This window comes from Rhodococcus sp. 14-1411-2a, assembly GCF_002259485.1.
Classification (GTDB): Bacteria; Actinomycetota; Actinomycetes; order Mycobacteriales; family Mycobacteriaceae; genus Rhodococcoides.
Genome location: NZ_NPGA01000012.1, coordinates 75,283 through 98,864, shown reverse-complemented (window position 1 = coordinate 98,864; position 23,582 = coordinate 75,283). Strand labels below are relative to the sequence as shown.

The 23,582-nt window shown below is 65.2% G+C and carries 19 protein-coding genes and 3 tRNA genes; 10 read left to right on the top strand and 12 right to left on the bottom strand.

Going from position 1 to position 23,582, the window contains the following annotated elements; translation table 11 throughout:
* Window positions 1-348: 348 nt before the first annotated feature.
* Window positions 349-434, bottom strand: a tRNA-Leu gene (locus CH291_RS09965).
* A gap of 207 nt (window positions 435-641) precedes the next feature.
* Between CH291_RS09965 and CH291_RS09960 the strand changes: the two genes are divergently transcribed.
* From CH291_RS09960 to pknB, 7 genes are all read left to right on the top strand, one after another.
* Entirely contained in the window at window positions 642-2,069 is a 1,428-nt protein-coding gene (locus CH291_RS09960) for a DUF3662 and FHA domain-containing protein (RefSeq protein WP_094687355.1), read from the top strand.
* 169 nt (window positions 2,070-2,238) lie between these two features.
* Window positions 2,239-2,703: an FHA domain-containing protein FhaB/FipA gene (locus CH291_RS09955; RefSeq protein WP_037195344.1), complete on the top strand. Its 465-nt coding sequence runs from the start codon at window positions 2,239-2,241 to the stop codon at window positions 2,701-2,703.
* Window positions 2,700-4,139: a PP2C family protein-serine/threonine phosphatase gene (locus tag CH291_RS09950; RefSeq protein ID WP_094638420.1), complete on the top strand. Its 1,440-nt coding sequence runs from the start codon at window positions 2,700-2,702 to the stop codon at window positions 4,137-4,139. Before CH291_RS09955 ends, CH291_RS09950 begins: the two co-directional genes overlap by 4 nt.
* Entirely contained in the window at window positions 4,136-5,593 is a 1,458-nt protein-coding gene (locus tag CH291_RS09945; RefSeq protein ID WP_094638419.1) for an FtsW/RodA/SpoVE family cell cycle protein, read from the top strand. The genes CH291_RS09950 and CH291_RS09945 overlap by 4 nt, the downstream gene beginning before the upstream one ends.
* Window positions 5,590-7,074 carry a peptidoglycan D,D-transpeptidase FtsI family protein gene (locus CH291_RS09940; protein WP_068045550.1) on the top strand — a complete coding sequence of 495 codons (1,485 nt, stop codon included), beginning with the start codon at window positions 5,590-5,592 and terminating at the stop codon, window positions 7,072-7,074. The genes CH291_RS09945 and CH291_RS09940 overlap by 4 nt, the downstream gene beginning before the upstream one ends.
* Before the next feature lie 6 nt (window positions 7,075-7,080).
* Entirely contained in the window at window positions 7,081-8,448 is a 1,368-nt protein-coding gene (locus CH291_RS09935) for a serine/threonine-protein kinase (RefSeq protein ID WP_094638418.1), read from the top strand.
* Complete coding sequence (pknB, locus tag CH291_RS09930) at window positions 8,445-10,385, top strand: Stk1 family PASTA domain-containing Ser/Thr kinase (RefSeq protein ID WP_094687354.1); 1,941 nt, start codon at window positions 8,445-8,447, stop codon at window positions 10,383-10,385. Before CH291_RS09935 ends, pknB begins: the two co-directional genes overlap by 4 nt.
* Before the next feature lie 16 nt (window positions 10,386-10,401).
* On the opposite strand, the gene CH291_RS09925 is transcribed toward pknB, so the two are convergent.
* Entirely contained in the window at window positions 10,402-11,043 is a 642-nt protein-coding gene (locus tag CH291_RS09925) for an aminodeoxychorismate/anthranilate synthase component II (protein ID WP_068045567.1), read from the bottom strand.
* A 13-nt stretch (window positions 11,044-11,056) separates the two neighbouring features.
* Window positions 11,057-11,803, bottom strand: a complete 747-nt coding sequence (locus CH291_RS09920) for a DUF881 domain-containing protein (protein WP_094687353.1) — start codon at window positions 11,801-11,803, stop codon at window positions 11,057-11,059.
* Between the two features lie 203 nt (window positions 11,804-12,006).
* Between CH291_RS09920 and crgA the strand changes: the two genes are divergently transcribed.
* Window positions 12,007-12,270, top strand: coding sequence for a cell division protein CrgA (crgA, locus tag CH291_RS09915; RefSeq protein WP_032396997.1), 264 nt, complete (start codon window positions 12,007-12,009; stop codon window positions 12,268-12,270).
* 36 nt (window positions 12,271-12,306) lie between these two features.
* On the top strand, window positions 12,307-12,792 hold the full coding sequence (locus tag CH291_RS09910; RefSeq protein WP_094687352.1) for a PH domain-containing protein: 486 nt from the start codon (window positions 12,307-12,309) through the stop codon (window positions 12,790-12,792).
* A gap of 77 nt (window positions 12,793-12,869) precedes the next feature.
* Here CH291_RS09910 and CH291_RS09905 read toward each other — a convergent pair whose 3' ends face one another.
* Together CH291_RS09905 and CH291_RS09900 are read right to left on the bottom strand one after the other, a co-directional pair.
* Entirely contained in the window at window positions 12,870-13,799 is a 930-nt protein-coding gene (locus tag CH291_RS09905) for a rhomboid family intramembrane serine protease (RefSeq protein ID WP_094687351.1), read from the bottom strand.
* A gap of 24 nt (window positions 13,800-13,823) precedes the next feature.
* The gene (locus CH291_RS09900) at window positions 13,824-14,360 is read right to left on the bottom strand and encodes a peptidylprolyl isomerase (protein ID WP_094638413.1); all 537 of its coding nucleotides are present in this window, start codon (window positions 14,358-14,360) and stop codon (window positions 13,824-13,826) included.
* Window positions 14,361-14,454: 94 nt separating this feature from the next.
* Here CH291_RS09900 and CH291_RS09895 point away from each other — a divergent pair, with 94 nt between their 5' ends.
* Window positions 14,455-14,835: a hypothetical protein gene (locus CH291_RS09895; RefSeq protein ID WP_143545908.1), complete on the top strand. Its 381-nt coding sequence runs from the start codon at window positions 14,455-14,457 to the stop codon at window positions 14,833-14,835.
* On the opposite strand, the gene CH291_RS09890 is transcribed toward CH291_RS09895, so the two are convergent.
* The 7 genes from CH291_RS09890 to gyrA form a co-directional block, all read right to left on the bottom strand.
* The gene (locus tag CH291_RS09890) at window positions 14,830-16,461 is read right to left on the bottom strand and encodes an alpha/beta hydrolase (RefSeq protein ID WP_094687349.1); all 1,632 of its coding nucleotides are present in this window, start codon (window positions 16,459-16,461) and stop codon (window positions 14,830-14,832) included. The two genes, CH291_RS09895 and CH291_RS09890, sit on opposite strands and share 6 nt — an antisense overlap.
* A gap of 119 nt (window positions 16,462-16,580) precedes the next feature.
* Entirely contained in the window at window positions 16,581-17,579 is a 999-nt protein-coding gene (locus tag CH291_RS09885; RefSeq protein WP_256980792.1) for a GGDEF domain-containing protein, read from the bottom strand.
* A gap of 205 nt (window positions 17,580-17,784) precedes the next feature.
* The gene (locus CH291_RS09880; protein ID WP_068047542.1) at window positions 17,785-18,735 is read right to left on the bottom strand and encodes an acyl-ACP desaturase; all 951 of its coding nucleotides are present in this window, start codon (window positions 18,733-18,735) and stop codon (window positions 17,785-17,787) included.
* A gap of 413 nt (window positions 18,736-19,148) precedes the next feature.
* Window positions 19,149-19,221 (bottom strand) — tRNA-Ala (locus CH291_RS09875).
* Window positions 19,222-19,411: 190 nt separating this feature from the next.
* Window positions 19,412-19,485, bottom strand: a tRNA-Ile gene (locus CH291_RS09870).
* 109 nt (window positions 19,486-19,594) lie between these two features.
* Window positions 19,595-20,980, bottom strand: coding sequence for a DUF3566 domain-containing protein (locus CH291_RS27155; RefSeq protein WP_256980791.1), 1,386 nt, complete (start codon window positions 20,978-20,980; stop codon window positions 19,595-19,597).
* On the bottom strand, window positions 20,981-23,524 hold the full coding sequence (gyrA, locus tag CH291_RS09860; protein WP_068047539.1) for a DNA gyrase subunit A: 2,544 nt from the start codon (window positions 23,522-23,524) through the stop codon (window positions 20,981-20,983).
* Between the last annotated feature and the right edge of the window lie 58 nt (window positions 23,525-23,582).

Genomic DNA, 23,582 nt, shown 5'->3' with positions numbered 1-23,582 from the left:
ACGAACGGCCTGCGGTGCGTCCTCGCCGTTGAAGCTGCACCTGTCGATCGTCGACGCTTTCCTCTGCACGAGCAGGTGGGCGCGTGGTAGAAAATGGGTCGTGGCGGATCCGGCCGTGGTGAGGCCGATCCAACTACGAACGATAAGTCAGTACCTGGGTGCCACCGCAAATAAGGTAAACCTATTACGGGCTTCCACCTGCGAATTTCCGGATACGAGACGTCCTCGGGACCGGGTCTCGGACACCCGCGCCGACATCGGCCGAGAATCACACGCCTGTAAGACGATTCGAGGAAAAAGGGCCGAGAAAACTACTGGCCGCAGCGATCGAATCAGCTGCGGCCAGTGTGGTGGGCGGAGGGGGACTTGAACCCCCACGTCCCGAAGGACACTGGCACCTGAAGCCAGCGCGTCTGCCATTCCGCCACCCGCCCGGGTGACGGCGAGAACACTAACACGCACCATGCCGCGCTCGAAAATCGCCGCGTCGAGGTGCCGTGAGCCGACGGCGGCGGGCAGTCCCCGTCGGCGGCACCGTATATCATGCTTGGAGCGCGACCTCGTGATGACACGCGGCTGTCGCGACCTGCACACCAGCAGGCACCACACGGTGGAAGAACACAGTGAGAGGAGGGGTCACGATGGGCATCGTTCAGCGTTTCGAACGCAAGCTCCAGGGCGCTGTCGGCGACGTCTTCGCCCGCGTGTTCGGCGGAGGCGTCGTACCGGCGGAGGTGGAGGCAGCGCTCCAGCAGGAAGCGTCGGACCTGGTTCGGCCCCTGGACGGCGGGCACCTCCTGGCACCCAACAGCTACGTGATCACCATCAACAGCTCGGACCACGCCGAACTCGCCGGTGACCGCGAACTGACGGTCAAGGCGTTCTCGCGTCACCTCGACGATTACATCCGCGATCAAGGCTGGCAGACCTACGGCGACGTGGTGGTTCGCTTCGAGCCGTCGCCCACCCTTCACACCGGACAGTTCCGTGCCAGTGGCTCGGTCGATCCCGATGTGGGACGATCGGCGACTGCTGCACGGAACGAGTCCCCGCAGCAGGGCGCGTCGGCACAAGCAGCACCGAGTCCCGTCCCTTCAGCTACGCAGCGACCGTCTGCCCCACCGATGTCGACACCAGGAGCCGGCCACATGACGCAGAACCCAGGCTACGACCCGCAGCGCGACCCCGCGGACGGTCATCGTCCCGATCCGCGCGCGCGCAACGGTTACGCCGGTGGCCAGGATCCGCGCTACCCAGCACGTGAGCAGAACGGCTACGACGCCCAGGCCTACGCGCCTGCCGAGCACGATCCGCGCTACGACCAGCAGCCGTACAACGGCCAGGGCTACGACGAGCAGCCGTACCCCGAGCAGGGTCAGGCCTACAGCGCAGCCGGCCAGGAACAGGGCTACGACCCGCACGCCTACGGCAACCCCAGCGGCCAGGATCAGGGGTACGACGCCCAGGGTTACAACGCGCAGGGTTACGACGCCCACGGCTACAACGCGCAGGGTTACGACGCTCAGGGCTACCAGTACAGCGGTGCCGACAGTGCTGCGTACTCCGAGGCCCCCTATCAGGATCAGGCGTACAACGACCCGTCCGGTCGCTACGCCGAGCCCCAGGCCGCCGGATATCAGCAGCCCGGCTACCAGCAGCCCGGCTACGACTACCCGCCTGCCCCGGCCGCCTACGGTCGCGGCTACCCGCAGCAGGGCGCGGGCGATCGCGGTGACGGGTACGGCTACGACCAGCCCGCCTCGTACGCAGCTCGCAGTCAGGCGCTGGCCGCGACGCTGCAGCTCGAAGACGGCAGCGGCCGCTACTTCCAGCTTCGTGACGGTCAGAACATCATCGGCCGTGGTCAGGACGCACAGTTCCGACTCCCCGACACCGGCGTTTCGCGTCGACACATCGAGATCCGGTGGGACGGCCGCGTGGCCATGCTCTCCGATCTGGGTTCCACCAACGGCACCACCGTCAACGGCGCTCCGGTGCAGGACTGGCAACTGGCCGACGGCGACGTCATTCGGGCCGGCCACTCCGAAATTCTGGTCCGGATCGTCTGACGATCTTTCGTGGGCTCGGGCGGCGGTTCGACTCGCACTCTCGCCGACCCGTATGTCGTCCACACGAGCTGCTTGACCCTATGATGCTGCGAGGCAACCATGTCTGCCGCGCCGCGGCTTTTCGCGTGGGCGGGATGCAGGTCGATTGCGAAGGAGGAGGTGAATCGTCGTGCAGGGATTGATTCTGCAACTGACAAGGGCGGGCTTCCTGCTGTTGTTGTGGTTCTTCGTCTGGGCCGTCCTTCGCACCTTGCGCAGCGACATCTACGCGGCCGCAGGCATGCGAGTGCCTGCTCGCTACTCCGGCGGCTCGAAAGTTCTTCCGTCGTTCAACAAGCAGAAGGTGGCCAAGTACCTCGTGGTGACCCAGGGCGGTCTCGCCGGAACGCGTATCTCGCTCGGAACGCAGCCCGTCCTCATCGGACGCGCGGACGACTCCACTCTCGTTCTGACAGACGACTACTCGTCGACGCGGCATGCGCGCATCTCGCCCCGCGGCGGTGACTGGTACGTCGAGGACCTCGGTTCGACCAACGGCACCTACCTCGACCGCGCGAAGGTGACCACCGCCGTTCGCGTGCCCCTGGGAACTCCTGTCCGCGTCGGCAAGACCGTGATCGAGTTGCGCCCGTGACCCTCGTCCTTCGCTACGCCGCCCGCAGTGATCGCGGTCTGGTTCGATCCAACAACGAGGACTCCGTGTACGCCGGGGCTCGCCTACTGGCGCTGGCCGACGGTATGGGCGGTCACGCGGCCGGTGAAGTGGCCTCGCAGTTGATGATCGCCGCATTGGCTCATCTCGACGACGACGAGCCCGGCGAGGATCTGCTGGGCAAGCTGGAGGCAGCAACCCGCGAAGGCAACGCGTCCATCGCAGATCAGGTCGAGGACGAACCCGAGCTCGACGGCATGGGAACCACGCTGACCGCAATCCTGTTCGCGGGCAAGCGAATCGGACTGGTACACATCGGCGACTCACGTGCGTACATGCTGCGCGACGGCTCACTCACCCAGATCACTCGCGACGACACCTTCGTTCAGTCACTCGTCGACGAGGGCCGCATCACCGCCGAACAGGCGCACACGCACCCGCAACGTTCCTTGATCATGCGTGCCCTCACCGGCAACGAGATCGAGCCGACGCTCACCGTTCGGGAAGTACGTGCAGGCGACCGCTACCTGCTGTGCTCCGACGGCCTCTCGGACGTCGTCAGCGACGAAACCATCGAGAACACCATGAACGAGGGCGAGACGGGCCCGTGCGCCGATCGCCTGATCGAACTCGCGCTGCGCAGCGGCGGACCCGACAACGTGACGGTCGTCGTCGCCGACGTGATCGACCTCGACTACGGACAGAGCCACCCCATCCTCGGCGGTGCCGCCAGCACCGAGGACGAGGAAGACGCCCCTCCGCCCAACACTGCAGCCGGACGCGCCGCCGCGATGCGGCCACCGCGTACGACGCCCAAGCGCGTCACCAGCCCGGTCGTCACGCCCGAGAAGAAGTCGCACAAACTGCGCTGGACGTTGATCGCCCTGACCCTGGTGGTACTCGCGGCAATCGGTGCGCTCGTTGCCAATTCGATCATCAGAGGCAACTACTACGTCGGTGCCGACAACAGCAAGGTGACCGTGCTGAGGGGCCTTCCCGGCTCGGTACTGGGCTACTCGCTGCAGAGCGTGGAACTGATCGGCTGCCTCGACGACGACGGAGCCGTCACGCTGACCGCTCCGGATGCCGCTCCGGCCGATTGCGTTCCGTTCGAGATCGACGACCTTCTGCCTGCCGCGCGCGAGCAGGTCACGGCCGGCTTGCCGTCCGGATCTCTCGACGACGCGCGCGGTCAGGTCGAGCGGTTGGCCTCCGGTGACCTGCTCCAGGTGTGCGAGACCGAGCCGGTCGTCACCACGACTGTCGAACCGACTCCGACGACGATCATCCCGCCGCCCGGAGTTCCGTTGCCCCCGGCTGCGGAGCCCGTTCCCGAGGCGGCACCGACCACCACTGCGGTACCGACACCGACGGTCCCGCAGATTCCCGGTCAGAACTGCAGGACCGGTACTCGATGAGTTCGAATCCGTCCGCCGGAGGGTCCTTTCCGAGTCCACCCGAAGGATTCGCGCCTGCACCGATTCAATCGAACCGGCGCGGCGTCGAGCTGCTTCTTCTCGGTGCCGCGGTCCTGATCACCACGATCTCGTTGGTACTGGTCGAAGCCAGTCAGGAACAGACCATCACCTGGGATCTGGCGAAGTACGCGGTGGCCTATCTCGCGTTGATGACGGTGGCGCACCTGGCCGTGCGACGCTTTGCGCCCTACGCGGATCCGCTGCTGCTGCCGATCGTGGCGCTGCTCAACGGGCTCGGTCTGGTGCTCATTCACCGTCTCGACCTGGCCGACGAGCAGCAGGCTCAGTATCTCGGAAACCCCATTCCGTCGCCCGACGCCAACCAGCAGGTGCTCTGGACGACGCTGGCCATCGCCGGTTTCGTCGCTCTGCTCGTGCTGCTGCGTGATTACCGCACCCTGGCTCGCTACGGCTACACCGTCGGTCTCGCCGGACTGGTGCTCCTGGCCATCCCGGCGATGCTGCCGTCGGCCTTCTCCGAGGTCAACGGATCGAAGATCTGGATTCGGCTGCCCGGCTTCAGTATTCAGCCCGGGGAGTTCGCGAAGATTCTGCTGCTCATCTTCTTCGCATCGTTGCTGGTCGCCAAGCGGGAACTGTTCACCGTCGCCGGCAAGCACTTCCTCGGAATGGACTTTCCGCGGGCACGCGATCTGGGGCCGATCCTGGTGGTGTGGATCGTCTCCGTCGGCGTGCTGGTGTTCGAGAAGGACCTCGGTACGTCGCTGCTGATCTTCGGAACCGTCCTGGTGATGATCTACATCGCCACCGAACGCGTCGGCTGGTTGATCATCGGTTTCGGACTGCTGCTCGTCGGATTCCTCTTCGCATATCAGGTGTTCGGCCACGTCAAGATCCGCACCGACACCTGGCTGCGACCGTTCGACGACTACAACGACACCGGCTACCAGATCGTCCAGTCGATGTTCAGCTTCGCCACGGGCGGGTTGGCGGGCACCGGGCTCGGCAGTGGTCGACCGTCCCAGGTGCCCTTCGCCAAGACGGACTTCATCATTGCGACGGTCGGCGAAGAGCTCGGCCTCATCGGCCTGACCGCGGTCCTGATCCTGTACTTGCTGTTCATCATTCGCGGTATGCGTACCGCGCTGGCCGTTCGCGACAGCTTCGGCAAACTGCTCGCTGCGGGATTGTCGTTCACCATTGCCATCCAGCTGTTCGTCGTCGTCGGCGGCGTCACCAAACTCATCCCACTCACCGGCCTCACCACGCCCTATCTGTCCTACGGAGGATCGTCGCTTCTCGCCAACTACCTGCTCCTCGCGCTGCTGATCAAGATCTCCGACGCAGCCCGTGAGCCGGCAAAGCCCAAGAAGAAGCCCGCCCCCGCAGCGCCCATCGCGGAGGCACCCACCGAGATGGTGAAGCGCGCATGAACACTCCCCTGCGCCGCGTGTCCATCGCCGTGATGGTCATGGTCGTGGCACTGCTCGCCAATGCCACTTACCTCCAGGTCATCAAGGCCGACGATCTGCGCACCGACCCGAGGAACTCACGGGTACTGCTCGACGAGTACTCCCGCCAGCGCGGTCAGATCTCGGCAGGCGGCCAGGTGCTCGCATCCTCGGTCCCCACCGACGACCGCTACAAGTACCTGCGCACCTACCCCCAGAATTCGATCTCCCCGGCCAGCCCGCAGGCCAACGCGCCGATCACCGGCTACTACTCGATGCTGTACTCGAGCAGCGGCCTCGAACGCGCCGAGGACCCCGTACTCAACGGATCCGACGACCGGCTCTTCGGTGGACGACTGTTCGACCTCATCTCCGGCCGAGACCCCCGCGGCGGCAACGTCGTCACCACCATCGACCCCGTCGTTCAGCAGGTCGCGTACGACCAGCTGACCGCCAAGGGATACACCGGCTCGGTAGTGGCCCTCGACCCGGCCACCGGCAACATCCTCGCCATGGCCAGCACCCCCAGCTACGACCCGAACCTGCTGGCCAGCCACGACGGCAGCACCACCACCGCGGCATGGGAGAACCTGAGCAACGATCCCGAGAAGCCGATGGTCAACCGGGCGATCTCGCAGACCTACCCACCCGGATCGACGTTCAAGGTGATCACCACCGCAGCCGCACTCGAAGCGGGCGCCACACCGGACGATCAACTCACGGCCGCGTCGAACATCACGTTGCCGGGAACCTCGACGACGCTGGAGAACTACAACGGTTCGACGTGCGGCGGTGGCCAGACGGCGACGCTGCGTGAAGCGTTCGCACGCTCGTGCAACACCGCCTTCGTCGAGCTCGGCGTCGACACCGGGGTGGACAGGATGCGCGAGACCTCCGCGGCCTTCGGCATCGGTGAGGACACGACCATTCCGCTCACCGTCGCCGACAGCACCATCGGACCCATCGACGACGACGCCGCCCTCGGCCAGTCCAGCATCGGCCAGCGCGACGTGGCGTTGACCCCGCTGCAGGACGCCGTCATCGCCGCCACCGTCGCCAACGGCGGCGTGCGGATGGCCCCGAACCTGGTGCAGCAGCTGCAATCTCCCGACCTGTCCGACCTGTCGAGCTACCAGCCGAAGGCCATGGGCGAGGCGATCAGCTCGGCCACCGCGGCGACACTGACCGACCTGATGATCGGCTCCGAGAACAACACCAGCGGCGAGGGCAAGATCCCCGGGGTCCAGATCGCATCGAAAACCGGTACCGCAGAACATGGTTCCGACCCGCGCAACACCCCGCCGCATGCCTGGTACATCGGATTCGCACCCGCCGAGGATCCCAAGGTCGCCATTGCCGTCATCGTCGAGGACGGTGGCGATCGAGCCCTCGCCGCGACCGGTGGATCCGTGGCCGCACCCATCGGGCGCGCCGTCATCGCAGCCGCATTGCAGGGGAGGTGACGTGAAGTGCCACTGAGCAACGGAGCTGTCATCGCGCAGCGCTATCGACTTCTGCGTCTCATCGCCACCGGCGGCATGGGCCAGGTGTGGGAAGCAATGGACAACCGCCTCGATCGCCGTGTCGCGGTCAAGGTACTCAAGGCCGAGTTCTCCGAGGACCCGGAATTCCTGCAGCGCTTCAGGTTCGAGGCACGCACCACCGCGCAGCTGAACTATCCAGGAATCGCGGGCGTCTACGACTACGGCGAGACCCGCGACGGCGCGGGCGAATCACTGGCCTACCTGGTGATGGAACTGGTCAACGGTGAGCCGCTCAACGCCGTGCTGGGTCGCATGTCCCGCTTGCCGCTCGGCCATGCCCTCGACATGCTCGAGCAGACCGGCCGTTCGCTGCAGATCGCGCACACCGCAGGCGTCGTCCACCGCGACGTCAAGCCGGGCAACATCCTGATCACCCCCACCGGCCAGGTCAAGATCACCGACTTCGGCATCGCCAAAGCCGTCGACGCGTCCCCGGTGACCAAGACCGGAATGGTCATGGGCACAGCGCAGTACATCGCCCCCGAGCAGGCGCTCGGCGAGGAGGCGACCTCGGCTTCCGACGTTTACTCGCTCGGAGTCGTCGGATACGAAGTACTCGCGGGCACGCGGCCCTTCGTGGGCGACGGTGCGCTGACCGTGGCCATGAAGCACGTTCGCGAAACGCCGGCCCCCATGCCACTCGACCTGCCTCCCGCCGTACGCGAACTCATCGAGATCACGATGGTGAAGGACCCGGCCGCGCGCTACGCCAACGGTGGCGAATTCGCCGACGCCGTCGCCGCGGTCCGAGCCGGCCGTCGCCCGCCTGCGCCCGGAAACTCCCGCGGTTCGGGCACCGGCAGGGTCATGATGCCGGGCGTCGTGCCCAGCCCGCAGCCGCCGTCGAGCACCCAGATGATGCCGACGTCGCAGCGCGAGTACCGCGGACCGGCCACCGGAACGGCTGCGGCCGCCGTACCCGAGACCACCGGAATGTCGTCGGCGCAGAAGGCCCTCGCCTGGGGCGGCGCCGGACTGCTGCTGCTGGCCATCCTCATCGGCGGTTATGTGCTGTTGACCGGGGGCAGGGACGACACGCCGACGCCGTTCGTGCCGCCGACCACGACCACCACGCAGCCGACCACCACCACGACCACGACGACCGAACCCACGACGACCACCGAAGAAACCACCACCACCGAAGAACCCACGACGACCACGACGACGACCACCACGGAGGAGCCGACGACCACCGAGGAAACCACGACCACCTCGGCGGAGCCCACCGAGACGACGACCAGACGTCCGCTGATCGAGATTCCATTCCAGCAAGATCCACAAGGACAACGATGACGACTCCCCGTACGCTCTCCTCTCGCTACGAGCTGGGCGAGATACTCGGATTCGGCGGCATGTCCGAGGTTCATCTGGCACGTGACACTCGGCTGGACCGCGACGTCGCCATCAAGGTTCTGCGCGCCGATCTTGCTCGCGACCCCACGTTCTACCTGCGGTTCCGCCGCGAAGCCCAGAACGCGGCCGCACTGAACCACCCGGCCATCGTCGCCGTGTACGACACCGGTGAAGCCGAGACCGAAGCCGGTCCGCTCCCGTTCATCGTCATGGAGTACGTCGACGGCGACACCCTCCGCGACATCGTGCGCGCCGAAGGGCCCATGGCACCGCGTCGAGCCATGGAGGTCATCGCCGACGTCTGTGCTGCACTCGATTTCAGCCACCGCAACGGCATCGTGCACCGCGACGTCAAACCCGCGAACATCATGATCAACAACGCGGGCGCAGTGAAGGTGATGGACTTCGGCATCGCGCGCGCCATCGCCGATTCCTCGTCGCCGATGACTCAGACGGCCGCCGTCATCGGAACCGCGCAGTACCTCTCGCCCGAGCAGGCTCGCGGCGAGCAGGTCGACGCTCGATCGGACGTCTACTCGCTCGGCTGTGTGCTGTTCGAGATCCTCACCGGTGAGCCCCCGTTCAAGGGTGATTCCCCGGTCGCGGTCGCCTATCAGCACGTGCGCGAGGATCCTCAGCTGCCGTCGCTGGTCAACGACACGGTGCCGCGTGAACTCGACTCGATCATCCTCAAGGCGATGGCCAAGAATCCCGCCAACCGCTACCAGAGTGCCGCCGAGATGCGCACCGACCTGGTCCGGGTGCTCGGCGGTCAACGTCCGAGCGCCCCGATGGTCATGAACGACGAGGACCGCACCACGATTCTCGGATCGGTCGATTCACGGCAGGCGGACTTCTCCGGCGCGGACAAGCCGGCCGCAGCAGCCGCCGGCGCTCCCCGCCCGTCGAGGCACACCGAACCCGACAACGAACCCAGGAGCCGTCGGGGCCTGAAGATCGCGCTGATCTCCGCGGCGTCGATCATCGTCGTCGCGATCGTCGGAGCATTCCTGTGGTCCCTCGGTCCCGGAGCGGAGCCCACGTCCGTCACCGTGCCGTCCGTCGCAGGCCTCGTCGCTGACGAGGCCCAGCGGGAACTCGAGAATGTCGGCCTGCGCGTCACCGTGCAGGAGAGGCCGGATGCGTCGGTTCCCGAGGGTTCCGCGATCGGCACCAACCCCGCCGCGGGGTCGCAGACCGAATCACCCGGGGACATCCAGCTCGACGTCTCCTCGGGCCCCCAGCAGGTGCAGGTGCCGCGACTGACCGGACGAACGCAGCAGGAGGCGTCGGACGCCTTGAACGAGGTGGGCCTTCAACTCGATCCCACCGTCGCCCGGGCACCGTCCACGCCGGAGAACCTCGACAGGGTCGTCGAACAGAACCCGTCCTCGGGCGTGAGCATGAACGCCGACTCGCAGGTTCGCATCACGCTCGGTTCCGGCCCGGCGCAGGTACGGATGCCCAACGTCGTCGGCCAGCTCGTCGACGTTGCGCAGCCGAACGTGGCGGGTGCCGGTCTCCGCGTCCAGATAGAGAACATCGACTCCAGTCAGCCGGTGGGACAGGTCGTCTCGACGGACCCCGCCGGTGGTGCCAACGTCGCCGAGAACACGGTCGTGACGTTGCGCGTGTCGAACGGGGACAAGATCCCGATGCCGGACCTGGCCGGACTCACCGAAGCTCAGGCTCTGACAGCACTGGAATCGGCAGGATGGACCGGAACCGCGTCGGACCTGTCGACGTCGAGGCAATCGACGCTCGACCCACTGATGGTCGGCCGCATCGTGAACCAGACTCAGCCGGCAGGCTCGGAGATCAGCAAGTCCGACACCATCACCGTGAGCATCGGGGCGCTGGGTATTCCGACCGGCTAGACACCTCGGGTCGAGCTCAGGCGAACGCCTCGGCGACCTGAGCTTCGAGCTTGGCGACGAGACCGGGGTCGGTGGGCATTCCGCAGACGGTCAGCCAGTTCGCCAGCATGCGGTGTCCGCCCTCGGTGAGGATGGACTCCGGGTGGAACTGGACGCCGTGAATCGGTAGCTCGGTGTGCCTCATCGCCATGACCAGACCGGATTCGGTACGCCCGATGATCTCGAGTTCGGCCGGGATGGTGTCCTCCCGGACGGTCAGCGAGTGGTAGCGAGTGGCGGTGAAGGGCTCGTTCATGCCCTCGAGAACTCCGACGCCCGAATGGTGCACCAGACTCGTCTTGCCGTGCAGCAGTTCCGGGGCCTTCTCGACGGTGGCACCGAAGGCTGCGCCGATCGCCTGATGGCCCAGACAGACCCCGAGCAGGGGCGTCTTCGTGCGGGCGCTGGCCGAGACCAGATCCATCGTGGCACCTGCGCGCTGCGGCGTGCCCGGTCCCGGACTGAGCAGAATGCCGTCGAACCGGGCCGCGACGGCATCGCGATCGGTGAGGCGCTCGTCGTCGTTGCGCCAGACCTCGACATCGGCATTCAACTGACCCAGGTACTGGACGAGGTTGAAGACGAAGCTGTCGTAGTTGTCGACGACGAGAATACGCATGTGGACAGCGTACTCAGCGAGGCTGTGCATACCGCATGCGCACCGATTCGGAGTACGCGGGCACCGAGAGGTCCTCGGACACCGCGACGTCGTAGCGGAGGCCGTATCTCAGCGCGTACTGCTCGTACAACCGCACACCCGGCTCGTTCTTCAACGCCGCGCGCAGCCGATCCGAATCCCCGATCGCCGTCATCACGTACGGCGGACTGTACGTACGCCCGCCGAGCAGAAGGGTGTTCCCGATGCAGCGCGGAGCCGACGAGGCCACCAACCGTTGATCTTGCATCGCGATCGCCGACGCTCCACCGGCCCACAACGCGTTGAGCACGCTCTGAACATCGACCTGATGAACCACCAGATCGTCGACGGATGCATCGGACGCGTACGAGCCGTCCGGTCCACGGGGAGCGTCCGCCATCGTGACGGTCACACCCCCGCCGGACGCGGCCTCGCGGCCCGCCGCGTCGGCCAGGGAATCGGTCCGGGCCAGTGCGTCGGCGACGTCGGTGTCGACGGACGCGGTTCGCTGCTGAATGGTGTCCACTTGCTGCTCGAGCGTGTCCCTGCTGCGCTCGGCCTCCACACTGCTGCTCTGAGCTGCATCGACGAGGTCGGCCAGTCTGGTGGTGTCCCCTCCACGGAGTTCGGCACCGTCGGACACGTGTCTGGTGGTACCGAGCAGCAGACCGACGACAGCGCACACCGCGACGGCGAGCACCCACCAACGAGTGTCGGCGGGGGCAGTCGATCGTCGTGTCACGGGTGCTCGCAATTTGTCCGGTGGGTCGGTGCTGGGCTCACCTGCGTTAGCGTGTACAGCAACCGGGTCGGTGACCGTCACGGTCCTTCAGGCGACAATAGCCTGGGGACGCGCGGCACCCGTCGATCCACAGGTTCCGATCGTCAGTTGTCCACAGGTACGGCCGCAGTGCCGCGGGCCGTCACGAACGCGAAGAGGAAGCAATGCCGAAGTCGAAGGTACGGAAGAAGAACGACTACACGATCAACCCGGCGAACCGTACGCCGGTCAAGGTCAACGCCGGACCGTCACCGGTCTGGTACGTGGTGCTGATGCTGGGATTCATGCTGGTCGGGCTGCTGTGGCTGATCGTCTACTACCTCGCTTCCGAGGACATCGCCTTCATCGGAAATCTCGGCGCCTACAACTTCCTGATCGGCTTCGGCTTCATGGTCGTCGGACTCGTCATGACCATGCGGTGGCGCTGAGAACCTGCCGAGTTACATCGATGTCATTCATCCCCAATGTGGATAAACCCTGTGGATAACTCTGAAAACGATCCACAGGGTGTATACGAACAGCGATGGGCGACGCCCCTCATCGCCGTCGCAGCCCTGGTCGCAGGCGGAATCACCCTCGGAATCGGTGCCGCACTCTCCTCCACCGACGCAGCCGGAACATTCCTCGTCGGACTCGCGGCCGTCGGAATGTGGATCATCGCCGCACTCGCCGCCGCACAACGCCCACGACTGGCCATCACCCACAACGGAACTCTGGTGATGAAACGCCTCGGCGGCCTACGCACATACACCCGCAACGACATCGTGCGCGTCAAAATCGTGAAATACCCACGCCTCGGCCGACGCGTACCGATGCTCGAACTCGACATCCACCCACCCGGCGAAGACGACGATCGACTGATCATCTTCGGCAGATGGGACCTCGGAACCGATCCCCGCGACGTATACGACGCACTCGAAACCCACGGCTTGGTGCCTCGAAACACCTGACCGTGCGGCCCCCCGTGGTCACTCAATGTGACATTCAGTGGACTTTTCGGGGGTCAATGTCACATCGAGTGGACTAGCTAGAGGCCCATCTGGGCGCGCAGGTCGAGTACACGGATGGCGATGATGCCCAGGGACACCAGAGCAACGGCGGTGACCGAGAGCCATGCCATGGACAGGCCGGCCCTGGTTCGTTGTAGTCCCGTGTCTCGGGTTCGGTTGGACAAGAACACCAGACCGGCGGTGGCGGCGGCTCCGGCGACGAGTCCGCCCATATGTCCCCACAGCGAGATGCTGGGGATCGAGATGCTGATGAAGATGTTCACCGCGATGATGATGAGGATGGGTGCCGGGCTTCGCTTGAGCCGCAGCAGGATCACGGCCTGTGCGCCCAGTAGACCGAAGACTGCACCGGACGCGCCGACGGTGAGCGTCAGTGGGTTCTCCAGCAGCATCACCGACGCGCTTCCTCCGAGCAAGGAGAGGAAGTAGACGACCAGGTAGCGGGTTCGACCGAGCACGAGTTCGACGTCACGGCCGATGATGTACAGCGCGAACATGTTCACGAGCAGGTGGATCGGCCCGTAGTGGACGAAGCCGCTGCCGATCAGCCGGAACACGTCGCCGTCGGCGACGAGCAGGCTGTTGAGAGCCCAACCGCGGGCGAGCTCGGATCCGGAAGTGTTGTTCATCGGATCGCCGGACTGCGCCACCGTGATGGCATAGACGATCACGTTGACGGCGATCAGGGCGTAGGTCAGCGGAGTCTTGGCGGATCGTGCCATCGGCGCACCGGCGACGGTCTGCGCAGTGCGGACGTTCTTGTTGCCTTCTCGCACGCAGTCGACACAGTGCTGTCCGACCGCGGCGGCCTGCAGACATTGCGGGCACGCGGGCCTGCCGCAGCGCGAGCAGGCCAGGCCGGTGGGGCGATCGGGATGTCGGACGCACACCGACTGGGGTGGGTTGGGCTGGTCGCCGTACGCGCCACCCCAGCCGGGGTTCGTCATCTTGTCGAAAGTCCTTCGGTCAGATCAAGCGATGGTGACGTTGTTGATGACGACCTCGTCCACCGGACGATCTCCGCGGCCGACCGGCGTGCTCGAGATCGCGTCGACGACCTTCTTCGACGCCTCGTCGGTGACCTCACCGAAGATGGAGTGCTTGCGGTTGAGGTGCGGGGTCTTGCCGGTGGTGATGAAGAACTGCGAGCCGTTGGTGCCGGGGCCGGCATTTGCCATGGCCAGCAGGTACGGGCGATCGAAGGAGAGCTCCGGGTGGAACTCGTCCTCGAACTTGTAGCCCGGTCCGCCTGCACCGGTGCCGGTGGGGTCGCCGCCCTGGATCATGAAGCCGTCGATGACGCGGTGGAAGACTGCGCCGTCGTAGAACGGTCCGGTCTTGGCACCCGACGCGTTCTGAGTCGTGTACTCCTTGGATCCGTCCGCGAGACCGACGAAGTTCGCGACGGTCTTGGGGGCGTGATTGCCGAACAGTTCGATGACGATATCGCCGCGGTTGGTGTGCAGCGTGGCCGTTTGGGTCTTGTTTGGTGAAGTCACGCCCTCCATCGTGCCATCTCGGGTGATCGGGCAGTTCACAACGGGCGTCGAGTCGGGTGTATCGGGAGGGTTCAGCGGGGCCGTGTTGTGGAACAGTGAGGGTATGACGAGCACAACGAAGCCCGACCAGGGTCGGTCGACCACAGGTACCGCAGCGTCCGCCCTGCTCGGTGCCGCATCCGCCGCGAGCAAGGGCCCGGCCGGAGTCGGCCTGCTGCTGGCCAAACAGGGTTACGGACTGGCCCGAAAGCAGGCTGCGCAGCGGCGGGCAGTGACCGCGGAGCGTATCGCCGAAGCGAATCGCACCCGAGAACTCGTCACGGTCGACTCGGGATCACGTCGGGCCCGGCGAGTTCTGGTGTTCGGTGCCGTTGCTGCCGTTGTGGGAGGTGTCGTGTTCTTCCTCGGCCGTCGTCGCAACGAGGTGCCGCCGCCCGCCGATGTCCCGCCGAGCCTGACCGACTACGACGACACGTCGTCATAGGTACAGCACCTTCTGCAGTAGGTCGAACAGACCCGGCCTGGTTCTGATCACGGCCTCCGCGCTGCGGTCGGCGACGACCAGTGCCGTGTTGTCGCCGCTGGCGGAGCCCTCGGTGAGATAGTCGCTGTGCCCGATCGAGCGGCCGGCACTGTCGGATTGCTCCGTGGACAGCAGAGTGATTCCGTCCAGCGCCCCTGGATCGCGGCCGAATGCACCCAGGTCGGCGACGATGTCGCCCGTGGCCTCCGCCGCGAAGACGTGTCCGACGGGAATCTGGAGATCTGCGAGGCTGTGTGTGCCGAGTCCCGGTGAACCGAGAGCCACGAAATCGTCGACCCCGGTGTCGTCTCGAAGAGCAGTTGCCGCGGTGAGCGATCCGTACGAGTGGGCCAACACCGACAGATGCGGATCGCTCGCCCGTGCAGCGTCGAGACCGTTCAGGAACGGGATCAACCGATCCGCTCCTGCCTGCGCAGCCGCACCCGAGGCCACGGTCCGGTCCGGATCGAGCAAGCTCCAACCGAGCTGAGGTGCCTGGTAGTCCAGCCATGTCACCGCAGCCGCAGACTGCGCCGGATCTCTCGAAACAAGCTGCTGCACAGTGTTTTTGATGTTCTCCATCTCGCCGTCGTAGCGGGGAAGGTTTCCGTGCACGGTCGAGCCGAGACCGGGCACGAACACGGCGACATGGGTCGCCGTGTCGACATCTCCCACCGCGACGGCCGCCATCGTCTCCTCGTACGAGGAATTGTCGAGGACCAGGAGCTGCCGAGCCCCCAGCGCCAGCGTCGCGTCGATCGCATCGAGTGCTGTCAACCGAGTGCGCGTTTGTTCGAGCCCGGCGTCGGCGTCGCTGAAAATTCCGCCGAACACGTTGTCGGACAACTCTTTCTGTAGTTCGACTTCGACGGCGCGAAGGCGGACACGCTCTGCGGCCAACACCCGGCGGTTGGCGCTGTCACGCACCCGACCCGGCAGGCCGTCGAGATTGCCGATCAGCGCCGGCTGTTCGACCAGCAACCTGGTACGGGCTGCAGTCGAGAGTGCGCTCCAGAAAGCAGCGTTGGCCGCCGGTGTGCCGTCGCGCGGCACCCAAGCCGCAACTGCCGTCGCAACGGAGGCTGCGGAGGTTCCCCCGACGAGGCGTCGGGCAAGGATGTCGTCGAAATCCGTGGCCGTACGAATCAGCTGTGCGATTCGTTCGGCGAGCTCCTCACGGCACCGCCGTCGCTCGCGCATCGTCGACCACAAGTCCACCAGCGCAACCGAATACGACGCTGCAAGGTCGAACACCGAGCCGTCGGATGCGACCGCGAATCGCTCCTCCGCCGCCGTCCGCTCCACCGAGCGAAGCGCAGCGACCAAGCCGGCCATGTCGATCGAGGCATCCGCGGTGCATGTCGCGATCCGAAGCAACTCGGCTGCGGCGTCTGCCAGATCCGACCGGATACGTCTCATCGCCTCCCGCGCAGCCTCGGCCGCGGGACCGGCCCACCCGTCTCCCACGATGTCGTCGGTGACCGAGTCGTGCACGGTGGCCACCTCCCGCCACCGGTGCATCAGGCTGTCGGACGCCGCTACCAGCACGCGGCTGTCCCAGGATCTGAATTCGTTCAGAGTGACCATCGCGTATCCCCCGCAGCGTCGTCGTTTCCGACGAGTCAACGCGAGAAAAGCACCGCGTCGGGAAATCTATCCCCAGCCTGTGGATCAAATCTGGGGATCAACGATGCGTCGAGTGACGATCACTGCGCAATTCTGCGAATGGGGCCGCTGTAACCGGCGTCGGGATCGGACGGCCGACTGGTCCTCGGCGGCCTGCTTCGCTTTGCCCGGTACAGATCGGCGTCGGCTGCCCGATAGATCTCACCCCAGCGGCGACCCGCGGGCATGCAGGCCAATCCGACGCTCCACTCCGCGCGGTGAGCCCGACGCAGACGCTCGATGATCTGCCAGGCCTCCTTCTCGAGAACCCCCGGCATGAACAACACGAACTCGTCTCCACCGAGCCGACCCAGAACATCCCGTTTGGTCAGCTGCCCCTTCCAGGCCTTCGAGACGCGAGTGAGCAGGACGTCACCGGCAATATGGCCGTACTCGTCGTTGATCTCCTTGAAATTGTCGAGATCGAGCACTGCGAGGCTGACCGACAATCCGCGAGTCGCGCACGCCGGCAACATCTTCTCGATCTTGGATTCGAACCCGAACCTGTTGAGCAGACCGGTCAAAGCATCGTGCGTCGCGGAATAGCGCATCCGACGCGCGAAGACACCGAAGACCTCCGTCGCACCGACGATGCCGAGGGCCACCAGGATGTAACTGATGAACGGAGTTCCGTACGGCGCGATCGCCGCTCCGATGACCGCCGAAACAGCAAGCACGGCAACCCAAATGCCTGCGCTGCGTTCGGACCAGAACGCGCCTATGTGCATACCGAGGAACATGGCCGCCTGGACACAGATCAAGAACGCGGGCATGGTGTCGCTGCTGCCCAACGCACAGGCGAGTGCCATCACCGACAACGCGGTCGCGAACCCCACCGCCTGTTTGGGGCTCGGCACACCCGCCCTTGCCAACACCACGATCGCCGTCGGGCCCAGCAACAGAGCCAACGCGGCCAGAACCTGCTGGGCACCGGTCAGATTCGACCACGACGCAATCGCGCTGGCAGCGTAGAGAACCGTCGTAACCGCAGCGAATACGGCAAGCATGCGGCCGGACTCGTCGAACCTAGGCCTGCTCACCGGTCGATTCCCACCGTGCAGGACCATGATTCGGCCGATCGGAGGCAGCGTTCACCGAAGAGAACACCACCACTCACCCGATACCCCCCAGGCATCATCGGCCCTCCCCACGCACTACGGCCATCGCCTCACATGACCCAACGATGCCCGGACTCTAACACCTCCGAGACCCGATCACGACTCTGGCCAGCGAAAGCGCAGCAGGTCAGGACGCCTTCTCGGCGCGCGCTGCCTCCCTGGCAAGTAGTCGATCACGGGACTCCTCGAACTTGGTTGCCTTCTCGGCCAAGTCCTCGACGAACGCTGCCAGTCGATCGCGATCCCGCTCGCCCTCACCCGTGAAATCGTTGCGCTCGAATATCTTCCACTTGCGCAGGACCGGCATCAACACCTCGTCCAGATGCTGCCGTAGATCGTAGATCCCGTGCTTGGCCAAGGTCATCGCGTTCTTGCGGAAATTGGGCATGTTCAGGCCGGGCATCTGAAAGTCGGTCGCGACATCGGTGATGGCGCGAACCATCTGATCGGGCACCAGATCCAGCGACGCCTCACCGAGGTTCCGATAGAAGATCATGTGCAGGTTCTCGTCGGCAGCGACACGAGCCAACATTCGATCCGCCACCGGATCCCCGCACGCCAGTCCCGTGTTTCGATGCGACACCCGTGTCGCCAACTCCTGGAACGTCACATACGCCACCGAATGCAGGAAATTGGCACCGTCCATCGGCGCATCGACACCAACCGTCATGTGGTGCATTCGAGCGCGCTCCAACTCGACGGGATCCACCGCACGCGTCACCACCAGATAATCGCGCATGACGATGCCGTGACGGTTCTCCTCCGCAGTCCAGCGCCCCACCCATGTCCCCCAGGCACCGTCCAACGAAAAATTGTCTGCCAGCCCCCGGTGATACGACGGCAGATTGTCCTCGGTGAGCAAATTGGTGATCATCGCCGTGCGCGCCAGTTCCGACAACGACGACTGCTCGAGGGACCAGTCCTGCCCACCCATCGCCGCGAAATTGCGACCCAGATCCCACGGAACGTAATCATGCGGATGCCATTCCTTCGCCATCGACAGATGACGATTCAAATTGGCTTCCAACGTGCCGTCGAGTTCCCTCAACAGCTCTTCATGATCGAGAACGCGCGTCATCTGCGGGACTCCTTCGAGATTCGAGATGCCCGAATCGCCGATCGATTCGAGACAGTGGCGAACACCGCCCGCCGAGATCGAACGACGGCACACCCCCCTGCGGTGCGCCGTCGCGACCATTCACGTCGATCCGAGAACCGACGTCCTTGCACAGCGACCACGCTAAGGACCGAACCATCGATACGACACCGAACCGACGACTGTCTGGACATGTGGGCGCCGAAACACAGATCGCCTTGGGTCCAATCACAACCGGTCAAGCTGAGTGGCCGGGGGATCTCGCGGCGCATCCGATGGCACTCAATGTCACATTCAGTGGCCTTTTCGGGGGTCAATGTCACATCGAGTGGACATGGGGGGTCGGCTGGAGAGACGAAAAAGGACGCCCACCGAAGTGGACGTCCTTTTCTTTGTGGAGCCTAGGAGATTCGAACTCCTGACATCTGCCTTGCAAAGGCAGCGCTCTACCAACTGAGCTAAGGCCCCGGGTGTTACCGGTAATCGTGGACGAACTCTACACGTCCACTCCGAGCGATTGTCACGCGGTGGGGATGCTGTGCCAGACGCCGTCCGAGCTGCGCTGCGAGCGCACCTTCGATACTGTCAGCACTGCGATCACCGCCGATGCGACAAGAAGAAGGATTTTCATGTCCTGCCTCTTTTCGTTCGTTCGGTGTGGGCCTAGGAGGACTTGAACCTCCGACCTCTTCCTTATCAGGGAAGCGCTCTAACCGCCTGAGCTATAGGCCCTCATCACTACTTCGGGCCGAAGAAAAGCTCTCCTCGAACCGAGGGATGAGATTACCGTATCGGGCCGCTGTCTTCCAAAACGGCCCGATACGGCTCTCGATGGTGCAGGTCAGTCGCGGTCTGCCAGTGTCACTTCGACGCCACCGACCAGGTCCGACGACAGGTTGTAGATGAAGGCGCCGATGGTGGTGAGAGCGGTGAAGAGTACGACATTGATCACACCGATCACCGCTGCGTAGCCGAACACCTGCCCGGCGCTGACGAGTCCTCCGCCGCCGGATTCGTTGACGATCTCGGTGAACGCACTGTTGAGACGTTCCCAGACGCCCATGCCGTCGAGCACGGCGTACAGCAAACCGACGGACACCATCCATACGAAGAACAGTGACACAGCGATCACGAGGGCGATCTTGAGCGTCGACCAGGGATCGATCTTGCGGATCTGAATGGTCGCCCGCAGGGGGTCGCCGTCCGCACTGGCCACGGCCGTGATGGCTGCCGGTGCTGCGCGCTCGGACTGGGACGGCTCCGGGTGCCGGACGGCAGACAGGTCCGGCATGTCCTTCGCCAGATCCTTGCGTTCGATGTGCCGTGTCGGTCCGTCGATGACCGCAGCCTTCGACCGGGCAGCTTCTCGCCGTTCGGTCTTGTCCTCCGTCGACTCACGCTGAGTGGGCTCGGCGGCCGTACGAGCGGTCCGATCGAACTCACCGTTCGGTGGCAGTGCCGCTCCGCGTCCGGACAGGTTGGTCTGCGGCTGATTCTGCGGCTGCTGCCGGTCCGTCCCCTGCGATGCGGGCCGCTGGGCGGCTCCGCGCTGCCAGGGCGGCGTTCCGGCGCCGGCCTGCGGATCGTCGTTCTGTTGAGCCGGCATCGCCTGAGTTGCTGCGGGACCTGCCTGATCCTGACCCCGAGCGGGCTCGGATGCACGAGATCCGTCACCGGTGGCAGCCGAGTCGGCGGATACCTGCGGTGTGCGGACGGTCTCGTTGGGCGAGGGCTGCTGTCCCGAGGGCTGCGGGGCTGCCTGCCGAGGAGCTTGACCGGCCGGTGCCTGCCGCTGCGGCGGTTGGCCGTTCGGCGGCGGACCGACGGTCCGTCCGGGAGCCTGCTGACCCGGACCTGGCTGACGGCCGGGAGCCTGCGGCGGCTGGGACTGACCGGCAGGAGCCTGTCCCTGCTGGGGTGCAGGCGGACGCTGCGGGGAAGCCCCCGGCGGTCCCTGAGGTGCAGGCGGTCGCTGCGGGGGCGGGGGTCCCTGAGCCGGGCGTGCCGGACCGTTCGGATTTCCCGGTGCCGGTCGGATCGGAGGGCGAGCACCACCTTGCGGTGCCGGGCCACGGCCCGCGGCGGGCGCGGGACGATTGGCCGGCTGCGGGCGGCTGCCCGGACGAGCTCCCTCGGGCGGCGCGGGACGCGCGGGCTGCTCGGCTTCCCGGCTGTCCGGTCCACCGCTGGGGCCGGGCCTGCTACCAGGCCGGTTGGGAGTGCTCACTTACGACTCCTTCGCTGCATCGTCTTCGGTGCCCAGAGAATCCGGTTCGATCTCGTCGGCGTTGCGCGCGATCGCGAGCAGGGTGTCGCCTTCACCGAGATTCATCAACCGCACGCCCTTGGTCTGTCGGCCGGCCTTTCGAACCTGCTTGGCAGCGGTCCGGATCACACCACCACTGGAGGTGATGGCGTACAGCTCGTCCTCGTCGTCGACGATGAGAGCTCCCACCAGCGTGCCACGCTTCGGGTCGTACTGGATTGTCAGCACTCCCTTTCCGCCGCGGCCCTGCTGCGGGTAATCCTCCATCGCGGTGCGCTTGGAATAGCCACCCGACGTTGCGACCAGCAAGAACTTGTTCTCGCTGACTACGTTGAGCGAGAGCAACGCGTCCTCGCCGTTGAATCTCATGCCCTGCACACCCGAGGTGGCGCGACCCATCGGGCGCAGTACCTCGTCGGTGGCCGAGAACCGGATGGACTGACCCTGCGCCGAGACCAGCAGCAGATCGTCGTCCGAGGATGCGAGAACCGCGCCGACCAACTCGTCGTCGCCGCGCAGGTTGACCGCGACGATGCCGCCGCTGCGGTTGGAATCGAAATCCGTCAGACGCGACTTCTTGACGAGACCACCCTTGGTGGCGAGCACCAGATAGGGGGCATCCTCGTAGGTCTTGATCTGGATGACCTGGGCGATGCGTTCGTCCGGCTGGAAGGCGAGCAAGTTCGCAACGTGCTGACCGCGAGCGGTTCGGTTCGCCTCGGGCAGCTCGTAGGCCTTGGCCCGGTAGACGCGACCTTTGGTGGTGAAGAACAGGATCCAGTCGTGCGTCGAGCAGACGAAGAACTTGCTGACGATGTCGTCCTGCTTGAGGCCCGCTCCCATCACTCCCTTGCCGCCGCGCTTCTGCGAGCGGTAGAGGTCGGTTCTGGTGCGCTTGGCGTATCCGGTCTCGGTGATCGTGACGACCACGTTCTCCCGCGCGATCAGATCCTCGTCGTTGACGTCCCCGTCGGCGGCGATGATGCGCGTGCGACGGTCATCGCCGAACTTCTCGACGATCTCGGCGAGCTCGTCCCGCACGATCTGTCGCTGTCGCTCCGGCTTGGCCAGAATGTCCTGCAGGTCTGCGATGGTGCGTTCGAGTTCTGCCAACTCGTCGATGATCTTCTGACGCTCGAGAGCTGCGAGGCGCCGCAGCTGCATGTCGAGGATCGCCTGGGCCTGAATCTCGTCGATGTCGAGCAGGTCGATCAAGCCCTGCTTGGCGAGATCCACCGTCTGCGACGCACGGATGAGCGCGATGACCTCGTCGAGTGCGTCGAGAGCCTTGACCAGGCCACGCAGAATGTGAGCCCGCTCCTCCGCTCTGCGCAGCCGGTACCGAGTACGCCGAACGATCACGTCGAGTTGGTGGGTGACGTAGAAGCGAATCATCTGATCGAGGCGAAGGGTGCGCGGTACGCCGTCGACGATGGAGAGCATGTTCGCGCCGAAGCTCGTCTGCAGCTGCGAGTGCTTGTAGAGGTTGTTGAGCACGACCTTCGCGACCGCGTCGCGCTTGATCGTGACGACGATGCGCATACCGACTCGGTCGGACGACTCGTCGTCGATCTTGGAGATACCGGACATCTTGCCGTCGCGTACCTGCTCGGCGATCGAGGTGATCAGGTTGTCCGGGTTGACCTGGTACGGCAGCTCGGTGATGACGATCGTGGTGCGACCGTTGGAGTCCTCTTCGATCTCGACGACGCCGCGCATCCGGATGGAGCCGCGACCGGTCGAGTACGCGTCCTGGATACCCTGGCCGCCGACGATGAGTCCGTGGGTGGGGAAGTCTGGGCCCTTGACGCGTTCCATGCACGCGGCGAGGGTTGCTTCCTCGTCGGCCTCGAAGTTGTCCAGGGCCCAGAACACCGCATCGCCCAGTTCGCGAAGATTGTGCGGCGGGATGTTGGTGGCCATACCGACGGCAATGCCGTTGGAGCCGTTCATCAACAGGTTCGGCACGCGCGACGGAAGTACCGTCGGCTCTTGGGTTTTGCCGTCGTAGTTGGGGATGAAGTCGACGGTTTCCTCGTCGATGTCGCGCAGCATCTCCATCGCCAGCGGGGTCAACCGGGCTTCGGTGTATCGCATGGCTGCGGCACCGTCGTTGCCACGCGAACCGAAGTTGCCCTGGCCGTCGACGAGTGGGTACCGCATCGACCACGGCTGAGCCAGACGCACCAGTGCGTCGTAGATCGAGGTGTCGCCGTGGGGATGGTAGTTACCCATCGTTTCGGCAACGGGGCGTGCGGATTTGACGTAGCTGCGGTCGGGGCGGAAGCCCGAGTCGTACATCGCGTACAGGACGCGACGGTGCACCGGCTTGAGTCCGTCACGCACCTCGGGCAGGGCACGACCGACGATGACGCTCATGGCGTAATCGATGTAACTACGCTGCATTTCCTGCTGGATGTCGACCGGATCGATCCGGTCTCCACCCTCGGCGTTGGTGGTCGAACCCGGCGGGGGTCCTACCGGCGGTTCGGTGATGTCAGACATGCAAATCTCCTCGAGAAACGGTCACCTCCACGCACCGAGAAACCTCATCGGTGCGTGA